Origin of the sequence: Janthinobacterium sp. DSP2-3-3, from assembly GCF_049897325.1 — a bacterium.
In the GTDB taxonomy this organism is placed as follows: Bacteria; Pseudomonadota; Gammaproteobacteria; order Burkholderiales; family Burkholderiaceae_D; genus Janthinobacterium.
Genome location: NZ_JAFCWA010000007.1, coordinates 117837 through 142349, shown reverse-complemented (window position 1 = coordinate 142349; position 24513 = coordinate 117837). Strand labels below are relative to the sequence as shown.

The following is a 24513-nucleotide window of genomic DNA, read 5'->3' as shown; positions in this document are numbered from 1 at the left end:
TTGGTAACTGGAATATTTTGTGAGCGTACATGAGTCTTGAAATTCGTATTGCAACATCGACCGACGCTTTCGAGGCGTGCAACGTATTACGACGCTCCATCGTCGAATGCTGCAGCCTCGATCATCGGGACGATCCGGCCATCCTGGAAGCCTGGCTGGGCAATAAAACACCACAGATGGTGGCGTGCTGGTTTGCGTCGCCTACCAACTTTTCGCTGGTCGCAGTCGAGGCGGGCACCGTTGTCGGCGTCGCCTTGCTGACGCGTGCCGGCAAGCTGGCCCTATGCTACCTGCTGCCTGATGCGCAAGGCCAGGGCGCCGGCAAGGCGCTGGTGGAACAGCTGGAAGCGCAAGCGCGCGAGTGGGGTATCAAGGCCCTGCAACTGCACAGCACGGCCAGCAGCCAGGCCTTTTTCGTCAAGCAGGGATATGTCGAGGCGGGCAATGTGCGTTCGCCATATGGCGTGGAAACCATTTTTTGCTGGAAACAGATTGACCCCGCAGGTATTGCTAGCGGCGACCCCAAGCGCAAGCGCTTTTGCAACTGCAATTCGGCCTGACGGCTATCCTGCACTGCAGCCCGCCCAGCCGGCGGCGGGCTTTTTCCTCCCTTTGACTATTTCCCTTCAGTAACTGATCTGGATATACACGCCTTTTTGCATGCCTTGTTGCGCGTGATCGTTCACTTGCAGCAAGGTGCCGCCGGCAAACAGTTTCAGTTCGCCGGGCGCGAACGCCAGCCAGTCCTCGTTTTGCGTCAGGGGATGCGTGGCGATGACGGCGATGCGGTCGTCCAGGTGGTTATGCTGGCGAAAGTCGATGCTGCGCTCGCAGTCGATCAGTTGTGCCACGGAAAACGGGTATTCGCGTATCACATAGTGCAAATGCGTGGAACAGTGGGCAAACAGCAGCTCGCCGTCCGAGAGGATGAAATTGATGCTGCCGTGCGTGGCGATGTCCGTGGCGACCTCGGCGATGGCGGCGCGCAGCGCAGCACGCGTGGGTTCCCCCAGGGGGAACTGCGTGCGCAAGCGGGCCAGCAGGTGGCAGAAAGCCTGTTCGCTGTCTGTGTCGCCACTGGCATGGTAATACGCATTGGCAGGCGCGCGCCACGTTTTCAAGTCGCCATTGTGGGCGAAGGACCAGGTTTTGCCCCACAGTTCGCGGGCGAACGGGTGGGTGTTTTCCGGCGCGATGCGGCCCTGCGTGGCCTTGCGGATATGCGCGACGATGTTTTTCGCCTTCACGGGATGCTGCTGCACGGTGGCGGCCAGCGGCGAATCGACGGCCGCCAGGTGGTCCGTCAGCAAGGTGCAGCCGCTACTGGAATGATAAGCGATGCCCCAGCCGTCGCGGTGCTCGTCCGTGCGTCCGCCCCGTTCGGCAAAACCGGCAAAGGAAAATCCCAGCGCGGCCGGCTTGCTGCTGTTCATTGCGAGTAACTGGCACATGGCGGCCCTTCTGATGGTATCGGTACACGTCCACAGTAATGGCCGGCGTCTGGGGCGGGAAGGAATGTTTCCGACTATCGTTATGCGCTGTCCATGACGGTGTTCTTATTTGCTGGCCGCATATGAAACGGCGAAACCATTCGTTCTCCTTTGCTTGGCGCTGCCTTACTCTGCACACTTTGGCGCCATCTCCCCATGAGGGCAGTTGGCGCAGCCCGATGAAGGAGCATCCATGCCATTTCCCGTCCTGAAGAACTACCTGGCCCGTTTGTCGCATCAAACCCAGGCCGGCACCAGTGTCTGGCTCGACGGGGAGGGCAGGGCGCTGGGGCGCTTTTTCAATTGCACCATGACCAGCGCCTTCCAGCCGCTGCGCGAACTGGGCAGCGGCAAGCTGGTGGCGTTCGAGGGGCTGGCGCGCAGCGTGTCGAAGGCGGACGAGGGCTTGTCGCTGTGGCGCCTGCTCGACCATGCGGCCAGCGACGACGAATCGGTGGAGCTGGACCGTTTGTGCCGCATGTTGCATGCGATTAATTTCTTCCGCCAGAGTGAAGCGGAGCAGTCCGACCTGTACCTGAGCGTGCATGACCGCCTGCTGAGTGCTGTCAGCAGCAATCACGGCCACGCCTTCCAGCGCATCCTCGATGCGCTGGGCTTGCCCATCGAGCGCATCGTGCTGCAATTGCCGACGGTCACGCCGAACCAGGGCTGGCTGCTCAACTACGTGGCCGACAATTACCGGCGCAACGGTTTCCGTCTGGCCATCAACGTGGCCAGCGTGCACGAGGCAAGCGGCATGCTGGAGCGCTTGCACCCGCATGCGTTCAAGCTCGACGCGGGCAACCTCAGCGATGAACAGGCTGTTGCCAGCTTCGTCACCCTGTGCCATGCGGCGAAAATTCGCGTCATCTTCAAGCGCCTCGACACGCTGGCGGCGCTGGCCGCGCTGCAGCGCGTCGCCGCCATCACGGGCTTGCCCATCGTGGCCCAGGGCTATTTGCAGGACAAGCCCCTGACGGCGCTGGCGCAGGCAAAGCAGGATGTTGTGGCCAGCGGCGCCGCCGCGTAGGGCGCCAGATGTTGAAATGAGGGCGACACGATAGACATTGAGGGTTTTTCTTCGCAGCACAATACGCTATAGTATTCCCATCGTTAAATTGGACTGACTATGGCATCGCGCAGAAATTTTCTACACCACGGTATGGGCCTGGCCGCGCTGGGCCTGGTAGCCACCCCTCTCATTGGCTGCGCCTCGCGCACGGCTGCTCCCGCCTCGGCTTCGGCCAGCGCCAAGCCGCGCGCGCCGCGCACGGGCGTGCCGCCCCAGCCGACGCAACTGGCCAGCGTCGACCGCTCGATCACTTCGCAGTCGCGCCAGGCCATCAGCGAGATGGCGCCGCCTCCCGACATCTTCGACGCGCAGGCGCTGGACCTGGAATTCTGGCTCAAGCCGCGTACCCTGGAAGTGGTGCGCCCAGCCAGCAATGAAAAGGCGAAACTGCTGTACTGGAAAGATGGCGAAGTCATCGATTCGGCCTACCAGGAATTGTGCCACTTGCTGCGCGACGTGAACGGCAAGAAGACGGCGCCCATCGACCCGAAATTGCTGGAAACCCTGTGGGGCACGCAAGCATTCGTGGCCCGCTACGGCATCGAGCAGCCGCTGGAGATCCTGTCGGGCTACCGCACGGCCGAATCGAACAGCCGCCTGCGTGAAGCTGGTGTGCCGGCGGCGCGCCAGTCGCTGCATATCTCGGGCCGCGCCGCCGACATCCGCGTGGCGAATCTGAACGCGGAAGTGCTCGGTTCGCTGGTGCGCAGCTTCAAGCAGGGCGGCGTGGGCTTCTATTACCGCTCAGGCCCCCGTGGCGGCTGGATCCATGCGGATACCGGACTGCAGCGCACCTGGAAAGGGTAAGCCCCCACGCCGGGCAAGCGTTATATAGCCGCCGCAGCGGTAGGGCAGTGGATGAGGCATGTTGGCTCCGGTCATTGCCGATTTGACCGTCGGCGCGTCAAAAAGTGCCACCCTTTTCCACCCCATGAAACTCTCCAGCCATAACATCGAATTGTTCCTGGCCGTCGTCGACGGCGGCTCGTTCTCGGCCGCCGCGCGCGCCTTGCGGCGGGCGCCGTCGGCCGTCAGCATGGCGATTGCCAACATCGAGGCGGAACTGGGCATCGCCCTGTTCGACCGCGGCGCGCGCGAAGCCGTGCCCACGCCCGCCGCCACGGCGCTGATTCCCCACGCGCGCCTGATCGCCGAGCAGTTGAAGCAATTGCACTTGCACGTGCAGGAATTGTCGCAGGGATTGGAAAGCCGCATTTCGCTGGGCATCGCGGCCGAGCTCGACCATGCGCCCCTCCTGGCCGCCGTGCGCGCGCTGTCGCAGCGCCATCCGCTGCTTGACATCGAGGTGCTGACGGCGCCGCAGGACGATGTGCTCGACATGTTGCACCGGGGCCGCATCAGCGCTTGCATGGCTTTCGCTGGCGGACGCATCAATCACGAGGAACAGTTCCAGCTGGTGGGCAGCGATGCCTTGCTGGCGATTATTTCCACCCAGCATCCGCCCAGCGCGGCGGGCCGGCCCCTGTATATCGAGGAATTGGTGAATTTGCGCCAGATTATCGTGGCCAGCCGCGAACTCGACCTGGCCGATGCGCGCCCCGTGGTGGGATTGTCCTACTGGCGCACGGACAGTTTGCCGATGGCGCTGGCGATGGTGGAGGCCGGATTGGGCTGGGGTAACTTTGCCGCCTCGGCCATCGCCCACTCGCTGGCGGCGGGGCGCGTGCGCCGCGTGGCATTCAAGAATACGGGCAATGGCCTGGTCGTGCCCATCCATCTGGTGTGGATGAAGGACCGGCCGCTGGGCATGGCGGCACGGTCCTTCCTTCAGTTGCTGACCGAGGTGCCGGCAGTGGCTCCCTGAAGTCCGGCCGGTTCTTCCTTCGGCTGCTGCGCCGACAGGGGCACGCCGAACAGGCCATCGAAGAAATAGTTAAAGATGAAGCTGTAGCACGGGATGATCAGCATCAGGGCGAAGTCCAGTACGAAGGCTTGCCACAGGCTGATGTTGAGCCACCAGGCGATCAGCGGGATCAGGTAGATGACCAGCGTGATCTGGAAGCCGATCGCATGCAGGACGCGGCGCCAGACGGTGCGCGTGCGCGAGACTTGGCGGATTTCCCAATACTCGAAGGCCGTGTTGTAGAGCAGGTTCCAGATCACGGCGACGCTGGTGATCATGATCGCCAACGGGCCCGTGCTGGTGGGCGATTCGCCCGAAAGCAGAGTCAGCCAGGCCGTGGAAATGGCCATGCCGATGATTTCAAAGGCGGTGACGTAGACGATTTTGCGTTTGATGCCTTGCATGTAAAGCCTGTAAAGAAGAGATGGTGGCTATTTTAAGTCAGACTTGCTGATGTTAAAAGTTAATAGCCATCAGTTTTTCTGATGGATGTGCGCCAGTAATGCCAGGCTGGCCGTGAACGGTGGATAATGGAGGCTGGCGGGCAACCGGCCCCGCCGCATCACCGTAGAAGAGGTCAACGAGCATGCAAGGCGCAGCAGACAGCAACATCCCCGACACCCCCGGCGACGCCAGCCCGGACGAACGTCCCCGTTTTCGCCCCCGTCCGTGGGAGCACCTGGAAACACCGTACGACGTGGAAGTGTGGATCGAGGAGCATAACCGCAGCATGCAGGACAATATCCGCGCCACGGAAACGGGCGTGGGCATCTGTTTCACCCTGGCCGAAGGGGGGGATATCTATATGCAGACCAGCGCCGACGGCGCCGTCGTGCTCGACGTGACGCCGGACGCGGCCTGGGTCTCGCCCCTCATCAGTGCTGCGACGGGCTGCGAGGCGCCGGACGCGTCGTTGTGGATCTTGCCTGACGATAAACTCATCCAGCTGATCGTGGGTCTGTCCAGCCTGGTGGCCAGCACCTTGCTGGTGGTGGGTCATGATTTCGGCTTGCGCCGGCGCAGCATGGGCCGCTGACCGTTCGCACGGCGGTGGGGCCATGCCCCTTGTCCGGCTCCGGTTTGCGCTGTATGATATTGGCGTTGCAAAATATGCCATGCCCGCGCGTGGCATGCCTTCCGCCCTACACTCCGATGAAAAGCCTGCGATGCATAATGACAAGCTCGACCTCCGCAACATCAGCCTGGTGTGCGTGGAAACGCGCTATCCCGAGCTGGCCAGCTTTGCCATCGAGCGCTGCCTGGCCGGCGCCGCTTTCAAAGAATGCCTGCTGTTCACTTCCCGCCTGCATGACTTGCCCCCGCACATACGCCAGGTGCTGATTGCCCCCATCGAGAGCGTGGAGGCGTATTCGGCATTCATGGTGCATGAACTGGGCGCCCATTTCAGCGGCACGCATGTGCTCATCATGCAGTGGGACAGTTTCATCGTGGATGCGCGTCAATGGCAGAGCGCTTTTCTGGATTGTGATTACATAGGCGCACCGTGGTCGCATCGCCCGGTGGCCGTCGGCAATGGCGGCTTTTCGCTGCGATCGCGGCGCCTGTACGAGGTCTTGCCACAGCTCGCCATCGAGCAGCCCCATCCCGAGGACTATGCGATCTGTGAACTGCATGGCGACCGGCTGCGCGCGGATTTCGGCATACGCTTTGCCGACGCCAGCCTGGCTTCCAGCTTTGCCTTCGAAGGCATTTTGCCCACCGGTCCCACGCTCGGCTTCCATGGTTTTTTCAACTTTGGTCGGGTGCTGGATGACGCGGAACTGACCGGCTACCTGCTCCTGTGCGACGATGCCATCATACATACGCCAGCCGCGCGCGGGCTGATCAAGCAGCTGTATCGCTCCGGCCGCTACCGGATGACGGCACGCGTATTGCGCCGGCGCCTCAATGGTGGCGCCGCCATGGTCGCCGATGCCTGCCTGCTTGCCTTGCGCGCCGGCTGGCATGCGCTCACGCGAGGCCGCTCGCGCACCGCTGCGCTGCCAGCGCAGCTGTCTTGACGGCGGCGCGCCGGGGCGCTTGTGGTGAAAGTGGCGTACCGGCATGCATCGCTCGACACTGCGCATCGCGCATGCTAGTCTCGGTACTGCACCCACCTGCTTGCCAGGGCGGCGGTGCCAAGGATAGCCATGGATACACCACCGCAAGCGGTACCTGCTCCGGATTCCTCTCCGCCCCGCCACGACGGCATGCCGCAGCATGCCGCGCCGCTGCTTGACGATGGCGTTTTCAGCCCGGAGCGGGTGAAGGCTGAACGCGAGCAAGCGTATTTCAACGATTTATATCTGCTGGCGCCCGTCGCCTATTTCGTGCTGGGCCTCGATGGCGTGATCCTGCAAGTCAACCTGGTGGCGGCCGAGCTGTTCGGCCTGCCGCGGGAACGGCCCGGCCACGTGCTGTTCCGCTCTTATGTGCACGAAGCGTTCCGCCACGATTACGAGCAGTTCGTGCAGCGCGTGCTCAATAGCAGCGAGCCCGAGCGCATCCAGCTGCAAGTGCAGTTGCGGTCCCGTCCCGGCGCGCGCGAGGCCGGCTTGCCCGTCAGCCTGCTGGGCAGCGCCGACCCGAACGGCCAGGCGCTGCGCCTGGTGCTGGAGCAGGCCGAGGGCAAGCTGGCGGCGCTTGAACGCAGCGAAGAACGCTTCCGGCGCATCGTACACAGCGCCGAGGAGGGCATTTGGGAAATCGATGCGCAGGCGCTGACCAGCTTTGTCAATCCGAAGATGGCGCAGATGCTGGGCTGCCGGATCGAGGAGATGCTGGGCCAGCCGCTGGCCGCCTTCATGGATGACGAGGGACGCACCATTCTGGAGCGCAACATTGCGCGGCGCCAGGATGGCATTGCCGAACGCCACGAATTCAAGTTCCTGCGGCGTGACGGCAGCACCCTGTGGGTCACGCTGGCCACCAATCCCATCTTCGACTCGGGCGGCACTTACCTGGGTGCGCTGGCGCTGGTCAGCGACATCACGGCGCAGCACGCAGCGTCCGAGCGCATCTGGCGGCAAGCCAATTTCGACCAGCTGACGGGTTTGCCGAACCGCCACATGTTTCTCGACCGGCTGCAGCACGAAGCGCATCACGCCAGGCGCGAAGGCGCTTGCCTGGCCCTGTTGTTCATTGACCTCGACCATTTCAAGCAGGTGAATGACCGCCTGGGCCACGAGAAGGGCGACATGCTGCTGCGCCAGGCGGCGCGGCGCATCAGCGAACGCGTGCGCGCCACCGATACGGTCGCGCGCCTGGGCGGCGACGAGTTCACCGTCATCCTGGCCGGCGTGGGGCAGCTGGGCGGCATCGAGCGCGTGCTGCAGGAATTGACGGCGGCGCTGGCCCTGCCTTTCATGCTCGACGGCGACACGGCGCAAGTGTCGGCCAGCGTGGGCGTGGCGCTCTATCCGGCCGATGCCGAGGCGCCGGATACTTTGCTGCGGCATGCCGACCAGGCCATGTATGCGGCCAAGAGTGCGGGGCGCAACGGCTACAGCTATTTCACACCGGCCTTGCAGCAGGCGGCCGAAGTGCGCCGCAACACCGTGCGCGAGATGCGCCTGGCATTGGCGCAGGACCAGTTCGAAGTGCATTATCAACCCATTATCCGCCTGCGCGATGGCGCCATCGAGCGGGCCGAGGCGCTGCTGCGCTGGCGTCATCCGCTGCGCGGCTTGCTGCTGCCCGCCGATTTCATTGCGTTTGCCGAGGCGAACGGCTTGATCATCGATATCGGCGAGTGGGTGTTTCGTCAAGTCGTGCGCCAGGCGCGGCAGTGGCAAGACGTGCATGGCGCCGCGTTCCAGATCAGCATCAACAAGTCGGCCGTGGAATTCCGCTGCGACGCCGCGCTGTATCAGGATTGGGGTGGGCACCTGGCGCGTCAGGGCCTGGCACCGGGCGCCATCGTCATCGAAACAACAGAAGCGGTGCTGCTCGACGAGGCGCGCCAGGTGGTCGACCGCTTGCGCCAGTTCCGCGCCATGGGCCTGGCGCTGGCGCTCGACGATTTCGGTCGCGGCCAAGTGTCGCTCGCGTGCCTGAAAACGGCCGATATTGACTTTCTCAAGATCGACCGTTCGCTGGTGGACGAACTGGGGCGCGATGATGCCGGGCAGGGCCTGTGCTTGGCGCTCATTGCGCTGGCGCAGCGGCTGGGTCTGAAAGTCGTGGCCGAAGGCGTGGAGACGGCATCGCAGCGCGATCTGTTGCGCGCTGCCGGCTGCGATTATGCGCAGGGGTATTTCTTTTCCCGCGCGTTGCCGGCGGGGCAGATGAACCGCCTGCTGGCGGCTCGGCCAGCTGCCTGAACGGTCGTCTGCGCCGGCCCGTCGCCATTCTTCGGCTCGCGCAGCAGGGCCGAGGTGACGATCATGTGGCCGATCTTGTCGTTGCGCAAAATCAATACCTTGCGGACGAGGGCGATATCGAGTGGCTGCTTGTCGGAAGTGGATAACGGAATGCGCTGGCGTATTCGTCAAAGCGCCAGCAACAGCAGCATCTTGCGGATGTCCACCGTTCTGAGCCAGGGGCTCCGCCCCATTCAGTGCCGCGTGCGCCAGGGCAGCGAACGTGGACGGGGGCTTATTCCAGGCCCAGCAAGGCGACGACCCGCTCGCGGCTGATGCCGACCAGCGCCGAGCTGATCGCCAGCAGCGATTCATAGCCGGGCTGGCTAGCCTTTTGCGTGAAGTTTTCCGCCAGCGTATCCATGCTGACGCTCACTTGCACCGGTTGTGCGCGGGCGACCCGTCCCGTCGCTTGCGCCAGGGCCAGGCTGACGGAACTGCGCGCCGCCTGCAACTGCGCCAGCGCCTGCACCACTTGCTGCAAGGTGGCGCGCAAGGCTTCCACGTCGCCGGTATGCCATTCTTCCGGGGCGATGGCGGCAGGTTCGGCATCCGTACGCACGCGGCTCATCTGGCCGGTCGGGTAGCGGATGCCGCTGCCGCGCACGGACAGGCTGTCGCGCACGTTGGTCCAGGCGGCTTCCGACGTGCTAAACACCAGCTCGCCATTCTCGCCCAGCTTGACGCCGATGCCTGACGGCATGAGTGCACGGTCGAAGCGGGACATGATTTCGCTCTGGCTCAGGCCAGGTTCGATATTCACCGAGCGCAAGGCCTGGTTCGCGCCGCCGACGGAAAACGCCAGCACTTCCTGCGGTCCTTCCTGCAGGCTGGCCATGGTCAGGCCGCGGATGCTGAAGTTCTGCTGTGCCGCCTGCGGGCTGGTATAGCTGAGCTGTGCGTCGAGCGTGCCGCCCGAGGCGCTGGCGCGCTGGCGCCAGGTATTGCTGAACTGGCGCACGCGCGCTTCGACTTGCCCTTCGCGGCCCTGGCGCGCGGCCAGCTTGGCCGCCAGTTCGCTTTTCAGCGCTTGCAGCTGACTGCTGCTGCGTTCCAGGTAATCGAGCGTTTGCTGCGCGTTGGAAATTTCTCCCTGCAACTGATGATCCCAGTTGCTCAGGCCGCGCTGCAGACTCGCCGTCGAACTCCTCGCTGCCGGCGCCTCGCTGCGCGCGCTGGCGCCGTCTTTGACTGCGGCGGACGCGTCATCGACGACGCGGGCTGCGCCGGCGCCTTTGGCATTGACGCCGGCAGAGGAGGAAGTCTGAACGATTTGCATGATGGTCAGAGAAGATCAAACAGGGAAATGGTGCCAACCTTGGCGTAGGCTTTATAGGTTGCCTGCAGCGCCGTCTGGTAGCCGGTCAGTTCAATGGCCGCCGCGCCCATATCGGTCTTTTTCAGGTCCAACAGGGCCGAATTGTTCGACAGCGACACATTGGACAGGTTGCCGGAGAGCGTGGTGAGGATGTTTTGCGCGCCGCCGAAGATGGCGATCTTGCCAGAGAGTAAATCCATGCCATCATCGGTGCCGCCGAGACCGTCATTGACGATGGCGCGCACGGCCGGGTCGCTGGGGTTGACGCCTGGCGTACCGAGCGTGGTGACAACCTGGTCGATCTTGTTGAGCCACACTTCCAGGTTCTTCACGTCGACGTTGGCCGCCTGCGTCACGCCATTGCCTACCACCACGGTCTGCGTGTCGGTATTGCCGATGTAGCTATAGCGCGACCCGACGGCTGCCGTCGGGTCGTATTTGATCGCGGGCTGGTCGGTAGCGGTGCCGGAAAACATGTAGCGGCCTTCCTGGTCCTTCAGGTTGGCCGTGTACAGCACGCTGTCACGCATGGCCGTCAGCGATTGCGTCATCGCATTCAGGTCGCCTGGCGTGTTGCTGCCGTCGGCGGCCCACACCAGCAGGTCGCGCGCCTGGCCCATGTCGGTGACCATGCTCGACAGGTAGTTTTCATTCTTCAGCAGGCGCACTTTCACCGTGGCGATATTGTCCTGGTATTGCGTGACCATGGCTTGCTCGCGCGTCAGGCGCGAAATGCGCACGTTGCCGATCGGATCGTCCGATGGCAGCTGAATGCGCAAGCCGGAAGACATTTGCTGGGTCAGGAAGTTGATGCGTTCCTGGTTTTGCTGAAGCGAAATATTGATCAGCGATTGGTACTGGCTACTGGCGACACGCATGATCTTCTCCTTAACCCATCATTGCCAAAGTGGCGTCAAACAAGCTATTCGCCACGGAAATGACTTTCATGTTTGCCTGGTACATATTCTGGAATTCCACCAGACTCATCGCTTCTTCGTCCTTGTTCACGCCGCTGGTGGACTTCCAGTCATCGATGGCTTGCGCGCGCACCGTGTTGGACGTTTTCAGCAGGGCCTGGTTTTGCTGGCTGTAGATAGCCAGCTTGCCGACCAGTTGCGTGTCGGCGTCGCTCATCAGGACGGAGCCAACCCAGCTGACGGTGATCGGTTGATTCTTGATTTCGATCAATTTCTGCAAGTTGCCACTGTCGCCAGTCTGGCCCGTCAGCGACAGGGCCAGATCCTTGGCGTTGAAGCCGGGAGTAATGCTCAGTTTGCCGTTCGCGTAGGCCAGCAGGGGACCGCCAGCGGTGCCGGCCATGGTCTTGCCCAGGGCCAGCTGCGCGTTGACCTTGGCGGTTAACTGCGTGGCCATGTCTTGCAGCGACTGCTGTAGCGGTTTCAGGGTATTTTTCTCGAATTCGCCCAGGCCGCCCATCTGGCCGCCGATGGCCACCGGGTCGAGGGTGTACGTCGACTTGGCGAAATCGAGGCTCAGGGTTTGGTCGCCCGTGTTCGTCATATTGCTGCTCAGGGTGCCGGCAATGCTGCCGATGACCAGCGGCTGTCCCGATTTCAGCGCGATATTGCGCGAGCCGTCCGGCTGGTCGAGCACTTCGATGCCCATTTGCGCGGCCAGGCCATCGATCAGCTGGTCGCGCGCATCCATCAGCGACGATACATTCGTGCCCGCAGCCGTGGAAGTGCTGATGCGCTGGTTCAGCGCGGCGATATTGGCCAGGGTGGTATTGGCTTGCGGCACGATCGCTGCGCGTTGCTGCTGCACCGACAGCAACTGGTTGCCCATGACGGTGCTGATGCTGTTGAAGCGCTGCGCCATGGCGTCGGCGGAGGTGACGATCTGCTGGCGCAGCGGCGTCGACGTCGGGTCAACGGCCGAGGCGTTGAGGGCGGCGAAAAAGCCGTCGATGCCATTGCTGATGCTGGAGGCATCATCACCCATCACGCGCTCAAGCTGCGTCAGGTAAGGCTGAGTCTGCGAACGGGCGCCCTGGTCGGACGCGGCGCGCCACATTTGCTGGCTCTTGTAGGCATCGGCAAAGCGCAGCAGGGCCGACACTTCCACGCCATTGCCGGCCGAACGTACGCCCACGCCTGCGCCAAGCGAGGACAGCAGTACGCCCTGGCGCGTGTAACCCGCCGTTTGCAGGTTGGCGATGTTCTGGCTGGCCGCATTGAGTGCGGCCTGGGCGGCGATGCTGCCTGACAATGCATTGCTGATGATGCTCATTGGGCAAGTTTCTTTCGTGAGAGTGGCGCGTGCGGGTGGGCAGGCATTGAATCGTGGTTACCTTGTACAGGCGACACTTCAGAGGGATTTATTAAGCGCTGCTGCAATATTGTCGGTCTTGGCAGCGCTGTTGGCCGTATTCTTGGCTGCCACGGGGGCACTGGCAGCCGGCAGCAACTGGCGCAGGATAGCGTCGGCGATGCCGAAGGCGCGCTGGCCGGCCATCTTGTCGGCCACCAGGTTGTCGGCCATTTCCAGCATGTCGCTGTTGATGGGGTCCTTGAAGACGCTGTCTTCGCCTGCCATCTCGCGCGTGCCAGAACGCATCTGGCGCAACATGTGCGAGATAAAGAAGGCTTCGAACTTGACGGCCGCTTCGGTGGCTTTGGCCGCGTAGCGCGGATCGGCCGGCGTGGCCGCCGCAGGGGTCTTGTCGTCCAGCGCCGAGGGCAGGGCGCTGCTGCTGTCGTTTACATTAAGCATCAAATCACCACCAGTTCGCCTTCGATTGCGCCAGCCTGGTCGAGGGCTTGCAAGATTGCCATGATGTCATCGGGTGAGGCGCCCAGGCTGTTGACCACGTCGATGATGGATTGCAGCTTGGCGCCGGCCGGCCATTTGAACATATTGCCATTGCCCTGGTCGACAGACACTTTCGATTGCGGCGTGACGGTGGTCTGGCCGCGGCCGAACGGCGCCGGCTGGCTGACGTTGGAACTCTCGGAAATGACCACTTTCAGCGAGCCGTGTGTGACGGCGGCGGCCTTGACGCGCAAGCCTTCGGCGATGACCACGGTGCCGGTGCGCGAATTGAACACCACTTTCGGCGTGTCGACACCCACATCGACGCTCAAGGCTTCCAGCTTGGCCATGAAGGCCACGCGCTGGGTCGGGTTTTCCGGCGCCAGCACGTCCACGCTGGTGGCGTCGCGCGTGGTGGCGACGGCGCCAAAGCGGCGGTTCACGGCTTCGACGATATTGATGGCCGTCTCGAAATGCGGGTGGCGCAAGTTCAGGGTGACGGAAGGCTTGGTGGAAAAGTCGCTGATAATCTCGCGCTCGATGTTGGCGCCATTGGGAATGCGGCCCGAGGTGGGCGTGTTGACGGTGACGGACGAGCCGCTCTTGCCGGTGGCGTTCAAGCCGCCGACGACCACGTTGCCTTGCGCCAGCGCATACGTTTCATTGTCGGCGGCGCGTAATTGCGTCAGCAGCAAGGTGCCGCCGCGCAAGCTTTTCGCATCGCCCAGGGACGAGACGGTGACGTCGATGGCCTGGCCTCGGCGGTATCCTGGCGGGAAGACGGCGCTGACCATGACGGTGGCGACGTTCTTGCTTTTCGCTTCGGCGCCGTCAGGCATCTTCACGCCAAACTGCTTGAGCATGTTGACCACGGATTGACTGGAAAACTTCACCTGGGTAGTGTCGCCGCTGCCGTTCAGGCCCACGACGAGGCCGTAGCCGACCAGCGGGTTGTCGCGCACGCCCTCGATGCTGACCAGGTTGCGCAGCACTTGCGCGGCGCTGGCGGGCAGGGACAGGCCGGAGAGCACGGCCAGCATGGCTGCCAGGGGCAGGGCGGAACGAAATTTCATGAGGTCACCTTAAAACGGCATCCATGGGCCGACGAAAAAGCGCGTCAGCCAGCCTGGTGTATTGGCTTCGGCCAGGGTGCCCTGGCCGGAATAGGCGATCTGTGCATTGGCGATGCGCAAGGACGAGACCTGGTTGTTGGAATCGATGTCGGCCGCGCGCAGGTAGCCGCGCAGGCGCACGAATTCCTCGCCCTGGTTCAGGGTCAGCGTTTTCTCGCCCTGCACGCGCAGCAAGCCGTTCGGCAGCACTTCCTGCACGATCACGGTGATGGCGCCGGACAGCGCGTTTTGCTGCGTGCTGGTCGAGTCGCCGGCGAAGTTGCGGTCGGCGGAGAGATCAATGCCCGTCTTGGGGAAGGTCTTGCCGAGGATGTTGGCAGCATTCACGCCGACCGACGAGCCCTTGTTGAAGGAGGTGCCGGCCTTCTTGCTGGCCTGCGTGGTTTCCTGCAGGGCTACCGTGACGACGTCGCCCACGCGGAAGGCGCGGCTGTCCGAGATCAGGTCGAGGCCCGCATCGGGATTGAACACGCCACCGCCCACGCCGCCGCGCGCCGCACTGCGCGGTGCCACGGGCAGCGGCGTGTCGGAAAAGCTGGGCGCCACCGGCGCGGCCGGCTGGCTGGCGCAACCGGCCATCAATACCAGCAGCAGGGCCGCCGTGGCTTTCATGGCGACTGTCATCAGCGCGCCGCTTGCGCCAGGTATTGCAGCATATTGTCGGCGGCCGACAGCACCTTGGTGTTCATTTCATAGGTGCGCTGGGCAGCGATCATGTCGACCATCTCTTCGACTACCTGCACGTTCGAGCCTTCCAGCGCAAACTGTTTCAACTTGCCCAGTGCGCCTTCTCCGGGACGGCCTTCCGTCGGCGTGCCGCTCGATGCCGTTTCCTGGAACAGGTTTTCACCGAGTGCCAGCAAGCCGGTCGGGTTGACAAAGCTGGAGAGGTTCAGCTGGCCCAACTGGGTACCGTTGACATTGCCCGGCACGGTGGCCGTGACCATGCCGTTTTCGCCGATGGTGATGGCGGTGGCATTGTTCGGCACGGTGATCTGCGGCACCAGGGGCAAGCCCTGGGCGTTGACCATCACGCCATTTTCATTCAGGCTCAACTGGCCGGCGCGCGTGTAAGCCGCTTCGCCGTTCGGGCGCAGCACTTGCAAAAAGCCGTTACCGGTGATGGCGACGTCGAATTCGCGGCTCGTCGTTTGCAGGCTGCCGGTGGTAAATACTTTTTGCGTGCCCACCATATGGGTACCGTTACCCAACTGTACGCCCGATGGCGAGAGGGTGTTGTCGGCGCGCTGCGTACCCGGTTGCTGCTCGACCTGGTAAAACAGGTCTTCGAAGACGACGCGGTCGCGCTTGAAGCCTACCGTATTGACGTTGGCCAGGTTATTCGCGATGGCTTGCAGTTTGGCATCTTGTGCCTGCACGCCGGTTTTGCTGATCCACATTGCTGGATTCATGTGTTGCTCCTAGTAATTGATTGGCGTTGGGCTTAGGCGCCCAGCAGGCGGTTGCCAGATTCGGTCATGGAATCGCTGGCCTTGAATACTTTCATCTGCATCTCGAAACTGCGATTCAGGCTCATGGTGGCGACCATTTCCTCGACGGCCGAGACGTTGCTGCCTTCCAGGTGGCGGTCGCGGATACGTACCGTCGGGTCAGCCTGCAAGTCTTCGCCGCTGCGCGCCACGATCAGGCCCGCCTCGTTCTTGGTCAGTTCGCCTCCTTCGGCGTTGACCAGCTTGAGCTTGTCTACGGTTTGCATTTGCGCGGTGCCCGGCACCTGGATGGAAATCGTGCCATCGGCGCCGATCGACAGGCTGGTATGCTCGGGAATCGTGATCGGGCCGCCTTCGCCCAGCACCGGCCGGCCGTTGAGGGTCAGCGCGCCCGTTTCATCGAGGTCCATGGCGCCGGCGCGCGTGTAGGCTTCGCCGTTTTGCCACTGTACCGCGAGAAAGCCGGGGCCCGTGACGGCCACGTCGAGTTCGCGTCCGGTTTCCTTGATGGCGCCCGTGCGCGTACCGATGGCGCTCGACTGCGTCTGCGTCATGTGGCGGTCGTCGTAGCCATAACCGTTTTGCAGCGGCTGGGCAGTGGACACTTCCAGGTTGGCGCGGAAGCCGCCCGTCTCGATATTGGCCAGGTTGTTGGCGTGTACCTGCTGTGCCCGCAGGGCACGGTCGGCCCCGCTCATGGCGGTATAAATCAGCGCATCCATTGCTCTTTACCTTTGCGTATCGTGGATTACAGCGCTTGCATCAGCGATTGCAGCATGGCGTTCTCGGTCGAGATCACCTTCGAGTTGGCCTGGTAGTTACGCTGCGACGTCATCAGGCCCACCAGTTCGGAGGTGATGTCGACGTTCGACTGTTCCAGCGAGCTCGTCACTAGTTTACCGGCCATGCCGACGCCTGGACGGTCGTACATGGCGGTGCCGGAGGTGGTCGAGGCGACCCAGCTGGTATCGTTGACGGCCGTCAACGCGCCTTCGTCGGGGAAGGTAGCCAGGGCGATCACGCCGATGCTTTGCTTCTGGCCGTTCGTGTATTTCGCCACGACGGAGCCGTCATCGGCCAGTTCCACGCCCGTGTAAGTGCCCGAGGCATAGCCGTCGGCGCGGTCGGTCGAGGTGGTCGCTTCGCCGGCAAACTGGGTGGTGCCCGTGTAATCGATGGCGATCGACAGCGCCGCCGCACCGGCCGGCGTCGGCAGCACTGGCGTGGCAGACGTGCCGGTCACCAGTTTGCCATTCGTGTCGAAGGTCATGCTCGTCACCGGCGTCACATCGGCGTTGTCGAAGGTGTAATGCACGTCCACGCCCGTTGCCGTCTTGACGAAGTACTGGCCCAGCGAGTGTTTGGCGCCCAGCGAATCGTAGACGATCGAGGACTTGGCGCTGTTGTAGCTCAGCTCATTGGTCTTGCTGAAGACCGGGGTTTTGATAGTCCATTCGGACGACAGGTTGGCCGCATATGCCAATTTGGTCGACGCTACGGCGGGAATCTGACCCGTCGGAATGAGCATGTCGCCCATGGTACCCAGGGTGGTGCTGCCTTTGACCGCGGCATAGCCCTGTACCAGGCGGCCGTTCGAATCGATCAGCTTGCCGTCGCTGCTGGCCGAGAAGATGCCGACGCGGCTGTAGCTCATGGTGTTTTGCGCATCGCGCGCGACGAAATAGCCGCGGCCGTCGATGGCTGCGTCGAGCGCGCGGCCCGTGTTCAGCACGCCGCCATTGAGCGACATGCTTTGCGTGATCGAACCGATTTCCGTCCCCGTGGCGCGCGAACCGGCATACATGGCCGAGAAGTTGGCGCGGCTGCTCTTGAAGCCGTAGGTGCCGGCATTGGCGATATTGTTACTGGTGCTGTTCAACTGTTGGTTGATGGACTGGATGCCGGACAGGGCGATGTCGAAACTCATGTTGACTTCCTTTAGTGAAGGACGAGATTAGTGTTCAGGAAACGAAGGGGCGAGCGGATCAGGCCGTTTTGCCGTTAAAGCCGGTGATCGCGCCAGGGTTGACTTCGCCCAGGTTCGACACGCTCAGTATCATGCTGCCGCCGGACGACAGGCGCACGCTGTTGAGCTTGCCTGCGATGTCGACCGTCGGTTTTTCAGTGCCGCTGGTGCTGACCTTCATGCTGTAGGTGCCAGCAGGCAAGCCCAAGGCCACGGGATCGATGGTGAATGGCACCGTGCCGGCCGCCTTGGCGCCCAGTTCGATCTTGTATTCCTTGTCGTCCAGCCCTTTCAGGGTGACGGTGGTCTTGGTGGTGCTGGCGGCCAGCGCGATGCTGCCGCTGACCTTGCTCTTGTCGAGCTGGACCGTTTCGCTGTTGACCATCACTTCGGAGCCCACTTGGGCGCCCAGGGCCAGCACTTGCATCGATTGCAGCACGCTGGCATTGGCGCTGGTCAGCGCCGACAGGTTTTGCATCGCTTCCGTCTGCGCCTGCTGCGTCAATTGATTGACGAACTGGCTTGGATCGGTCGGCGCGAGGGGATCCTGGTTCTTGATCTGCGCGACCAGCAATTTGGTGAACATGTCCTGGGTGGCATTGCTCTGCGACTTGACGGCATTGTTGCCGCTGTTGCTGCCGCTGGTGTTATTTGTAAAGAGATTGGTTTCCATGGATTATGCTTCACCTAATTTGAGGAGCGATTGCTGCATCGACTTGATGCGGCCCAGAACTTCGACATTGGTTTCAAAGGCGCGTGAAGCCGACATCATGTCGGTCATCTCGGCTACCTGGTTGACGTTGGGATAGAACACCATGCCATCGGCGTTGGCCATCGGGTGGCCCGGTTCATACACCTTGCGCAGCGGTTCATCGCTTTGCACCACGTCGAGCACCTGTACTCTTCCACCGGCGCCGCTGGCACCGGGGCCGTCCATCACGGCCGCAAACACGGGTTTGCGCGCGCGGTAGGTTTCGCCTTCGGAACCGGCAACGGAATCGGCATTGGCCAGGTTGCTGGCGATGGTATTGAGGCGCACGGTTTGCGCCGCCATCGCCGAACCGGCGATCTTGGAAATATCCTGGAAGCTCATGCTGATCCTTATTGGCCGGAAATGGCCTTGGACAGACCCTTCAGTTTCATGTTAACGAAAGTGAGGCTGGTCTGGAAGTCGGTGGCATTCTGCGAGAACGCCGCCTGCTCGACGCCGATTTCGACGGTATTGCCGTCGCGGCTGGGGTGGTAGGGTACGCGGTACAGGGCGCTGGCATCGTCATCGGTCGACAGCAGGCCGGCCTCGTTGTCCTGCAACTGCTGCAGGGCGCTGCCGAAATCCATGTCCATGGCCTGGAAGCCGGGCGTATTTTCATTGGCAATATTGGCCGCCAGCACGCGGGTACGGTCGGCACGCAGCGCGAGTGCATCAGCGTGCACGCCCAGCGCATCCTTGAAATTAATCCCCATGGTCATCCTTTGTATTGAATTCGATCGTGCTTTTAGCGGTTCGGGCCAGAAAATAGGTGGTGCAGAAGTAAAATTCCAGCCTGGTCATGTTGACGCATGGTAAGGTCATGCCGCTTCAGTCTCTTTGATTAAGGTTAGCAATGATTTACTTTGAGAACTATTCCATGATGTGGAACAAGGTGCCATGTCGTCACATACTGCTTCCTGGACTAATTTTACTGACCAGCCTATATAGTAGTGCAGGTCGCGCAGAATTGCCAGCCGACAATATATTTTCGCGTGTGGAACAGTTGGCGCGAGAGCAATTGGCGCAGCAGGCAGGCACGGCAGGATTGCTGGAACCGCAGTTTCAGGTGGCCGTGGTGAAAAGCACGCGCCCCATGCCGGCTTGCGCGGCGCCTGTCGCGCTGGAAACTGCGGACAGCCGTTCGGCGCAGCGCATGCGCTTTGTCGCAGTGTGTCCTGGAAGCAACGGTTGGCGTTACGAAATGTTGGCGCGCGGCAGCATTACGGCTCAGGTCGCCGTCACCAGCGCACCCGTCACGGCGAATACGCCCTTGCAGGCGGGCGACGTGACTCTGGCGCGGCGCGATGTGACGATGGTGCCGGACAGTATTTCTTCCTTGCCCGGCGTCGTCGGACTGTCGAGCCGGCGCAGCTTGCGCGCCGGCGAAGTGCTGCGCCAGGGGCAGCTGGCTGCGCCCATGCTGATCAAACGGGGCAGTGCGGTGAATATCGTGGCGCGCAAGGAGCAGGTGGAAGTGAGCATGGCCGGTGTAGCGATGGACCCGGGCGCGCTGGGGGAGGTGATTCGCGTGCGCAACGCCGCCAGCGGCACGGTGATACGTGCCAGAGTGGTCGATGCGGGCGTGGTGGAACCGGCCGATATTGCCGGCCGTTAAGGAAAGTCAGTCGGCGGCGGCCGTGCGCTGCAAGCGCGTCGCCAGCTGCGTCAGCTTGGTGGCGTAGTGGGGGTCGGTAGCATAACCGCCGCGCGCCAGGCCTTGCGCGAAGGCGCCCGCGTCGGCACCCGTGTTCAGGGCAGCGCGGTAGCGTGGGTTGTCGAGCAATACCTGGGCATAGTCGCGGAAGGCGCTGGCCTGGTCCGGGTAGCTGCGGAAACGCTCGGTTTTCTTCAGCGCCGTACCGCTGCCCGCCTCGTATTCGGTGGTGACATTGCTGGCCACGTCGCCCTGCCATTTGCCGCCTGCCTTGATGCCGAACAGATTATGCGTGTCCGCGCCCGTGCCCTGGCGCAGCGGACGCTGGCCCCAGCCCGATTCCAGTGCGGCGTGGGCGGCGACAATGTCCGGCGCCACGCCCAGGCGCGCGCCCGTTTCTTCCGTCCACGGCTTGATCGAGGCAAGGAACTGCTGCTGCACTTCGCCGATCTCGCCGCCCCGGTTGATGCTTCCCAGCACATTCACGGGCTGGCTCTGCTCAAGGTAGGCGCGTCCTTGCGGGCTCAGGCTTGTGGCGTTGCCGCCGCCCTGTTCGATGAAGCGCGCCACCTCGCCCTGCACTTGCCGGAACACGCCGCTGAAATTGCCGCTGGAGCTGGTGGCGTCAGTGGCGCGCATATTGCTTTGCACTGCATGCGTTGCCGCCGTCGATGGTGTCGCCGCCGTGGCGCGGGGTGTGGGGAAATCAGCCTGGCGCATACGTATCTTCCTCGCCATGCAGCACGCGCTGCATGATGCTGTACTGCTCTGTTAATAAATCACTGTTGCGGGTATTCAATCGCTTGCATTCCAGCACCATCTGCTCCAGCGCGGCCCAGTCTGCCTCAGCCTTGTTGCGCGCTTCTTCTTGCAACAATGCAAACAACTGCGGCATATCGCCTTGCGGGCCGAAGAGGGCAGTGACCAGGCTGACGCGCTGGCGGCGGCGCGCATCGAGGGGCTCGACGGCGGCGATGACCTGGTCTGCCAGCACCGTCAGCTGCGCGCTCTGGTGGTGCAAGGTGGCCTTAAATTGCTCTTCCAATAATGTTTGCAGGGCGGCGTAGCCGACGCTGTCGTCCGTCATGCCTTGCAGCACGCGGCGTACGGCTTCCTGACGCGTGATGCCCTTGCGCGCTGCGGTCACGATTCACCGCCATGGAAACGCTGGATCAGGCCTGCCAGTTTCGCTGGATCGAATGGCAATTCGCCCTTGGCCAGCGCATCGCGCAGCATGGCCACGCGCTCGTGGTCGATCTCGGGCATGGCGCGCAGGGCGGCCATGGCCGGTTGCAGCACGGCCGATTGCAATTCCGCCCCGGCCGACGAGCCTTGCATGACGCCGGCGGCGCCTGCGTTCTCGGCGATCGCCTCGGCCGGCGCGACGGCGCTGCTGCGTACGGCAGCACCGGTATTGCCGGAGGAGATTTTCATACGTTGTCCCTTGCCCTTAATTTGCATGCTCATCGCGCTCCTTCTTTGCCGGCAGGCCCAGTTTCTCGCGCAGACGTTGCAAAGTGCCCGAGTCTGGTTCGCCCACCTGTAGCTCGTCGCCCTGTGCCTTTTGCCCGGCCATGCCGAACATGGCGGCGATGCTGTCGGCCTGGCCACGCGTCAATATTAACAGTTCGATGCGGCGGTTGATGCCGGCACTGGCATTTTTTACGTCCAGCGGCGCGCGGTCGGCCATGCCCACCACTTGCAGCACGCTTTCGGGATTCATGCTGCCGATCAACAATTGCGCGCGTGCCGACATGGCGCGGTTGGCCGACAGCGTCCAGTTTGAATAGCCTTCATAGCCGTTATTGGCGTATTGCATCGAGTCGGTGTGGCCGACGATCAGCATCTGGTTGTCCATCTGGGCGAAGACAGGCCCCATCTGGCGCAGCAGCTTGCGGAAGCGGTCGGTCGGCACGGCGCTGCCGCGCACGAACATGCCTTGCTTGTCCGTATCGTGCAGCATGACGCGCAAGCCGTACGGCGTGATCACCGATTGCAGATTGCTTTTCAGTCCCGCTTCGTCGCTGAGCTTGTCGAGCGCACGCGACAAGGACATCAAGTCTTCCGGCGACTGGTAGCTGACTTTCGTCTGGTTCTGCGGCGCGGCACCGGCCTTGCCGTCCTGCGTCTGCTTGCCTTCCGTGCGCGTGTCGCCCGTGCCCTTGCGGGGCATGGGGAAACGCTCGATCAGGCTGCCGCGCGGGCCGCCCTTCTGTTCCGGCATGACGCCCTGGCCTTCGCCCTGGCGGCTGCCTGCCGACGCGTCCATCATGATTTCCTTCATCGCCTGCTGCTCGCGCGCGGCCATCAGCCACAGCACGAGGAAGAGCGACAGCAAGGCCAGGCAAAAGTCGGCGAACGCTACTTTCCAGGCGCCGCCATGGCCATCGTCGTCATGCTTGCGACCAGCACGCTTGATGATGGCCTGTTCATGTTTCTCATGCGGCTTTAGCACGGCGGCCTCCCCGGCCTTGGCCTTGCTCTTGTTCGGCGCCGCCATCTTCCAGCGCATTGATCCAGCTTTCCAGCTGGGCGAAGCTCGGCTTGATGTTCAGCTGCACCAGGCGGCGGCCCGCATCGATGGCCAGCAGGGGCGGTTTGCCTGCCACGTGGGTGACCAGCACGACCTTCACGCATTCCATGGTCGAGCCTTCCTCGCCCACCAGCTGTTTCATCATGTTGCACATCGGATCGAGCACGCCGTAGCAAAAGAAGATGCCGATGAAGGTACCGACCATGGCGGCACCCACTTTTTCCGAAATTTCCGCCGCATCGGCGCCGTCGGCCACGGAATTCATGGCCATCACGATGCCCAGAACGGCCGCCAGAATACCGAAGCCCGGCATGGCTTCGGCGATTTTATGCAGGGACTTCGACGGTTGCAGCAGCTCGTCGTGGATGGCTTCGAGTTCCTGCTCCAGCACGCCTTCGAGTTCATGCGCGTTGATTTTTCCCATTGCCATCAAACGGAAGTTGTCGACGATGAAGGCCAGCAACTTCGGCTCTTCCAGCACCAGCGGATAGCGCTGGAACAGGGCGCTTTCGCGCGGCGCCTCGACGTGCGCGTCGAGCGCCTTCAGGCCGCCGGCGGCCGTTTGCAGCAGTTCATACATCAGTAGCAGCAACTGGCGCTGGAATTCCGAACCTTGCTTTTTGTGCGTAACGATCTTGCGCATCTGGTGCAGCATTTCACCGAGTACATGCTTGGGGTTGCCCAGCACCAGCGCGCCGACGGCGGCGCCGATGATGATGATCAACTCGACCGGTTGCCAGATCGCGTGGACGGTGCCGCCCATCAGGGCGAAGCCTCCGAATACACACCCCATCACGATTAAGATACCGATAATTACCATGTCAACTGCCTTTCTGCGTCATTGTGCTACGTCAATTTGATGGGTCTTGCTGAAACTATTGCCGAACTACCGCTTAACCTCTATGCGTCTTGCAGCATGGCTTTCATCTTGCCCAGTGCCGTCTTGTTCAGCTGGCAGACGCGGGCGTCGCTCAGGTCTAGCACGGCGGCAATTTCTTTATAGCTCAGTTCGAATTCGTAATACATCTGGATCACGCGCTGCTCGCGTTCGTCGAGCGCGCGCAGCGCCTGTTCCAGGCTGCGCCGCACCATCAATTGCTCTTCCGGGCTCGGTGCGCTGTCGGCCTGCCCCAGGCTTTCCTGCAGCACTTCGTCGAAACTGATGATCAGCTCGGCGTTTTCCGCCAGCTGGTATTCCAAGAAGGCTTCGGGCGTCAGCTTCAGGGCGGCCATGATTTCCGCTTCCAGCGGCTCGCGCCCCAGGCGCCGGGTCAGGACGCGCACGCTGTCGCGCAGGCGATGGCTTTCCTGGCGCACGGCGCGCGGGCGCCAGTCCTGGCGCCGCAGTTCATCGAGGATCGCGCCACGAATGCGCAGGCTGGCATAGCTGCCAAAAGACTGGTCCGGCACGCCGTAGCGACGCAGCGCTTCGAGCAAGCCCATCAGGCCGATCTGTTCCATGTCGTCGCGGTCGATGGCGCCCGACACTTGCGCATTGAGCTGGCGCACGATGCGCTTCACCAACGGGGCATACGCCACCAGATGCTGTTGCTCTTCAGCAACACTGAGCGCGGCCGCGCAAGCGCTGGCGGCGGCGTATTCGCCGGCGCCATACGCTTCCTGGTATTGCTCTACATAGGCCACGGGATCTCCCACTAGGTCGTCTGGCGTGTTGGCTTATTCAATGATCAGCTTGCCGACCATGACTTCGGTGTAGGGTTTTTCCATCTGCTCACGTTCATAGCTGAGATTGAAGGCCTTGTTGATCTGTTCGGCAAATTGCTCCACCGTCATGGTCTGTGCCTTGTCCATGGGAAAGCTCGACAAGGTACTGACGGCGATCGAGCGCATCAGCGGCAAGTGGTCCTTGGTCAGCTTTTCCTTTTCCTCGGTGGTGGCGATCACCAGGTCGGCCGACAGATAATGCGTTTCGCCGTCGCCGGGCCCGCGGCGCAGCATCACGATGACCTTGTCCAGCGTGAGGAACTTGCGGGCCTTCTTGCCCGTGGCGGGCGGTGGCGGGGCTTTTGCTTCGGCAACCTCGGCATGGCCGGCGACCGGCTTGGCCAGGTACCACATGGCACCACCAGCCGCACCGGCGGCCAGCACGGCCACGGCGATAAAGCCGGCGATCAGTTTCATTTTCAT

Annotated in this window: 29 protein-coding genes; 8 read left to right on the top strand and 21 right to left on the bottom strand. The window is 62.6% G+C overall.

All coding sequences use genetic code 11. The annotated features are described in order from the left end of the window. Window positions 1–29: 29 nt before the first annotated feature. Window positions 30–560 carry a GNAT family N-acetyltransferase gene (locus ACP7DE_RS15760; protein WP_426072973.1) on the top strand — a complete coding sequence of 177 codons (531 nt, stop codon included), beginning with the start codon at window positions 30–32 and terminating at the stop codon, window positions 558–560. A 66-nt stretch (window positions 561–626) separates the two neighbouring features. Here ACP7DE_RS15760 and ACP7DE_RS15755 read toward each other — a convergent pair whose 3' ends face one another. Continuing rightward, the gene (locus ACP7DE_RS15755) at window positions 627–1451 is read right to left on the bottom strand and encodes a class II glutamine amidotransferase (RefSeq protein ID WP_426072972.1); all 825 of its coding nucleotides are present in this window, start codon (window positions 1449–1451) and stop codon (window positions 627–629) included. A gap of 232 nt (window positions 1452–1683) precedes the next feature. Between ACP7DE_RS15755 and ACP7DE_RS15750 the strand changes: the two genes are divergently transcribed. The 3 genes from ACP7DE_RS15750 (at window position 1684) to ACP7DE_RS15740 (ending at window position 4387) form a co-directional block, all read left to right on the top strand. Further along, window positions 1684–2520, top strand: a complete 837-nt coding sequence (locus ACP7DE_RS15750) for an EAL domain-containing protein (RefSeq protein WP_426072971.1) — start codon at window positions 1684–1686, stop codon at window positions 2518–2520. Between the two features lie 99 nt (window positions 2521–2619). After that, a complete protein-coding gene (locus tag ACP7DE_RS15745) occupies window positions 2620–3369 on the top strand; it encodes a YcbK family protein (RefSeq protein WP_426072970.1) in 750 nt (249 codons plus the stop codon). Between the two features lie 58 nt (window positions 3370–3427). Then, window positions 3428–4387: a LysR family transcriptional regulator gene (locus ACP7DE_RS15740; RefSeq protein WP_426072969.1), complete on the top strand. Its 960-nt coding sequence runs from the start codon at window positions 3428–3430 to the stop codon at window positions 4385–4387. Here ACP7DE_RS15740 and ACP7DE_RS15735 read toward each other — a convergent pair. Further along, window positions 4351–4830 carry a PACE efflux transporter gene (locus ACP7DE_RS15735; protein ID WP_426072968.1) on the bottom strand — a complete coding sequence of 160 codons (480 nt, stop codon included), beginning with the start codon at window positions 4828–4830 and terminating at the stop codon, window positions 4351–4353. The genes ACP7DE_RS15740 and ACP7DE_RS15735 overlap by 37 nt on opposite strands. A 182-nt stretch (window positions 4831–5012) precedes the next feature. Between ACP7DE_RS15735 and ACP7DE_RS15730 the strand changes: the two genes are divergently transcribed. From ACP7DE_RS15730 to ACP7DE_RS15720, 3 genes are all read left to right on the top strand, one after another. Then, window positions 5013–5462: a hypothetical protein gene (locus ACP7DE_RS15730; RefSeq protein ID WP_426072967.1), complete on the top strand. Its 450-nt coding sequence runs from the start codon at window positions 5013–5015 to the stop codon at window positions 5460–5462. A 130-nt stretch (window positions 5463–5592) separates the two neighbouring features. After that, window positions 5593–6447: a DUF5672 family protein gene (locus ACP7DE_RS15725; RefSeq protein WP_426072966.1), complete on the top strand. Its 855-nt coding sequence runs from the start codon at window positions 5593–5595 to the stop codon at window positions 6445–6447. A 129-nt stretch (window positions 6448–6576) separates the two neighbouring features. Then, complete coding sequence (locus ACP7DE_RS15720; protein WP_426072965.1) at window positions 6577–8748, top strand: putative bifunctional diguanylate cyclase/phosphodiesterase; 2172 nt, start codon at window positions 6577–6579, stop codon at window positions 8746–8748. A gap of 274 nt (window positions 8749–9022) precedes the next feature. Here ACP7DE_RS15720 and ACP7DE_RS15715 read toward each other — a convergent pair whose 3' ends face one another. The 12 genes from ACP7DE_RS15715 to flgB all read right to left on the bottom strand — a co-directional run bounded on the left by ACP7DE_RS15715 (window position 9023) and on the right by flgB (window position 18891). After that, window positions 9023–10066 (bottom strand): hypothetical protein, encoded by a 1044-nt coding sequence (locus ACP7DE_RS15715; RefSeq protein ID WP_426072964.1) that lies wholly within the window; start codon window positions 10064–10066, stop codon window positions 9023–9025. Window positions 10067–10071: 5 nt separating this feature from the next. Continuing rightward, a complete protein-coding gene (flgL, locus tag ACP7DE_RS15710) occupies window positions 10072–10983 on the bottom strand; it encodes a flagellar hook-associated protein FlgL (RefSeq protein WP_426072963.1) in 912 nt (303 codons plus the stop codon). 10 nt (window positions 10984–10993) lie between these two features. Further along, entirely contained in the window at window positions 10994–12355 is a 1362-nt protein-coding gene (gene flgK, locus ACP7DE_RS15705; protein ID WP_426072962.1) for a flagellar hook-associated protein FlgK, read from the bottom strand. A 78-nt stretch (window positions 12356–12433) separates the two neighbouring features. Further along, entirely contained in the window at window positions 12434–12838 is a 405-nt protein-coding gene (locus ACP7DE_RS15700) for a rod-binding protein (protein WP_426072961.1), read from the bottom strand. Beyond that, window positions 12838–13950, bottom strand: a complete 1113-nt coding sequence (locus tag ACP7DE_RS15695; protein ID WP_426072960.1) for a flagellar basal body P-ring protein FlgI — start codon at window positions 13948–13950, stop codon at window positions 12838–12840. The genes ACP7DE_RS15700 and ACP7DE_RS15695 overlap by 1 nt, the downstream gene beginning before the upstream one ends. A gap of 9 nt (window positions 13951–13959) precedes the next feature. Beyond that, complete coding sequence (flgH, locus tag ACP7DE_RS15690; RefSeq protein WP_244199138.1) at window positions 13960–14634, bottom strand: flagellar basal body L-ring protein FlgH; 675 nt, start codon at window positions 14632–14634, stop codon at window positions 13960–13962. Next, window positions 14634–15422 carry a flagellar basal-body rod protein FlgG gene (gene flgG, locus ACP7DE_RS15685; protein WP_326456109.1) on the bottom strand — a complete coding sequence of 263 codons (789 nt, stop codon included), beginning with the start codon at window positions 15420–15422 and terminating at the stop codon, window positions 14634–14636. Before flgG ends, flgH begins: the two co-directional genes overlap by 1 nt. A gap of 32 nt (window positions 15423–15454) precedes the next feature. Further along, a complete protein-coding gene (locus tag ACP7DE_RS15680) occupies window positions 15455–16183 on the bottom strand; it encodes a flagellar basal body rod protein FlgF (RefSeq protein ID WP_426072959.1) in 729 nt (242 codons plus the stop codon). Window positions 16184–16209: 26 nt separating this feature from the next. Further along, complete coding sequence (locus ACP7DE_RS15675; RefSeq protein WP_426072958.1) at window positions 16210–17388, bottom strand: flagellar hook protein FlgE; 1179 nt, start codon at window positions 17386–17388, stop codon at window positions 16210–16212. Between the two features lie 58 nt (window positions 17389–17446). Then, complete coding sequence (locus tag ACP7DE_RS15670; protein ID WP_426072957.1) at window positions 17447–18100, bottom strand: flagellar hook capping FlgD N-terminal domain-containing protein; 654 nt, start codon at window positions 18098–18100, stop codon at window positions 17447–17449. Window positions 18101–18103: 3 nt separating this feature from the next. Then, the gene (flgC, locus tag ACP7DE_RS15665; protein ID WP_034757795.1) at window positions 18104–18520 is read right to left on the bottom strand and encodes a flagellar basal body rod protein FlgC; all 417 of its coding nucleotides are present in this window, start codon (window positions 18518–18520) and stop codon (window positions 18104–18106) included. A gap of 8 nt (window positions 18521–18528) precedes the next feature. After that, a complete protein-coding gene (gene flgB / locus ACP7DE_RS15660; protein WP_034758109.1) occupies window positions 18529–18891 on the bottom strand; it encodes a flagellar basal body rod protein FlgB in 363 nt (120 codons plus the stop codon). Window positions 18892–19172: 281 nt separating this feature from the next. On the opposite strand from flgB, the gene flgA reads away from it, so the two are divergent. Continuing rightward, window positions 19173–19793, top strand: a complete 621-nt coding sequence (flgA, locus tag ACP7DE_RS15655) for a flagellar basal body P-ring formation chaperone FlgA (protein WP_426073143.1) — start codon at window positions 19173–19175, stop codon at window positions 19791–19793. Window positions 19794–19799: 6 nt separating this feature from the next. On the opposite strand, the gene ACP7DE_RS15650 is transcribed toward flgA, so the two are convergent. The 7 genes from ACP7DE_RS15650 to ACP7DE_RS15620 all read right to left on the bottom strand — a co-directional run bounded on the left by ACP7DE_RS15650 (window position 19800) and on the right by ACP7DE_RS15620 (window position 24507). Beyond that, window positions 19800–20552, bottom strand: a complete 753-nt coding sequence (locus ACP7DE_RS15650; RefSeq protein ID WP_426072956.1) for a glycoside hydrolase family 73 protein — start codon at window positions 20550–20552, stop codon at window positions 19800–19802. After that, a complete protein-coding gene (gene flgN / locus ACP7DE_RS15645; protein ID WP_426072955.1) occupies window positions 20539–20979 on the bottom strand; it encodes a flagellar export chaperone FlgN in 441 nt (146 codons plus the stop codon). The genes ACP7DE_RS15650 and flgN overlap by 14 nt, the downstream gene beginning before the upstream one ends. Then, the gene (gene flgM, locus ACP7DE_RS15640) at window positions 20976–21266 is read right to left on the bottom strand and encodes a flagellar biosynthesis anti-sigma factor FlgM (RefSeq protein WP_426072954.1); all 291 of its coding nucleotides are present in this window, start codon (window positions 21264–21266) and stop codon (window positions 20976–20978) included. The genes flgN and flgM overlap by 4 nt, the downstream gene beginning before the upstream one ends. A 16-nt stretch (window positions 21267–21282) precedes the next feature. Then, entirely contained in the window at window positions 21283–22344 is a 1062-nt protein-coding gene (locus ACP7DE_RS15635; protein ID WP_426072953.1) for a flagellar motor protein MotB, read from the bottom strand. Next, window positions 22271–23185, bottom strand: a complete 915-nt coding sequence (gene motA, locus ACP7DE_RS15630) for a flagellar motor stator protein MotA (protein ID WP_034757817.1) — start codon at window positions 23183–23185, stop codon at window positions 22271–22273. The genes ACP7DE_RS15635 and motA overlap by 74 nt, the downstream gene beginning before the upstream one ends. Before the next feature lie 80 nt (window positions 23186–23265). Next, window positions 23266–24009: a FliA/WhiG family RNA polymerase sigma factor gene (locus ACP7DE_RS15625; protein ID WP_426072952.1), complete on the bottom strand. Its 744-nt coding sequence runs from the start codon at window positions 24007–24009 to the stop codon at window positions 23266–23268. Between the two features lie 33 nt (window positions 24010–24042). Beyond that, window positions 24043–24507 (bottom strand): flagellar basal body-associated FliL family protein, encoded by a 465-nt coding sequence (locus ACP7DE_RS15620; protein ID WP_426072951.1) that lies wholly within the window; start codon window positions 24505–24507, stop codon window positions 24043–24045. Window positions 24508–24513: the final 6 nt, after the last annotated feature.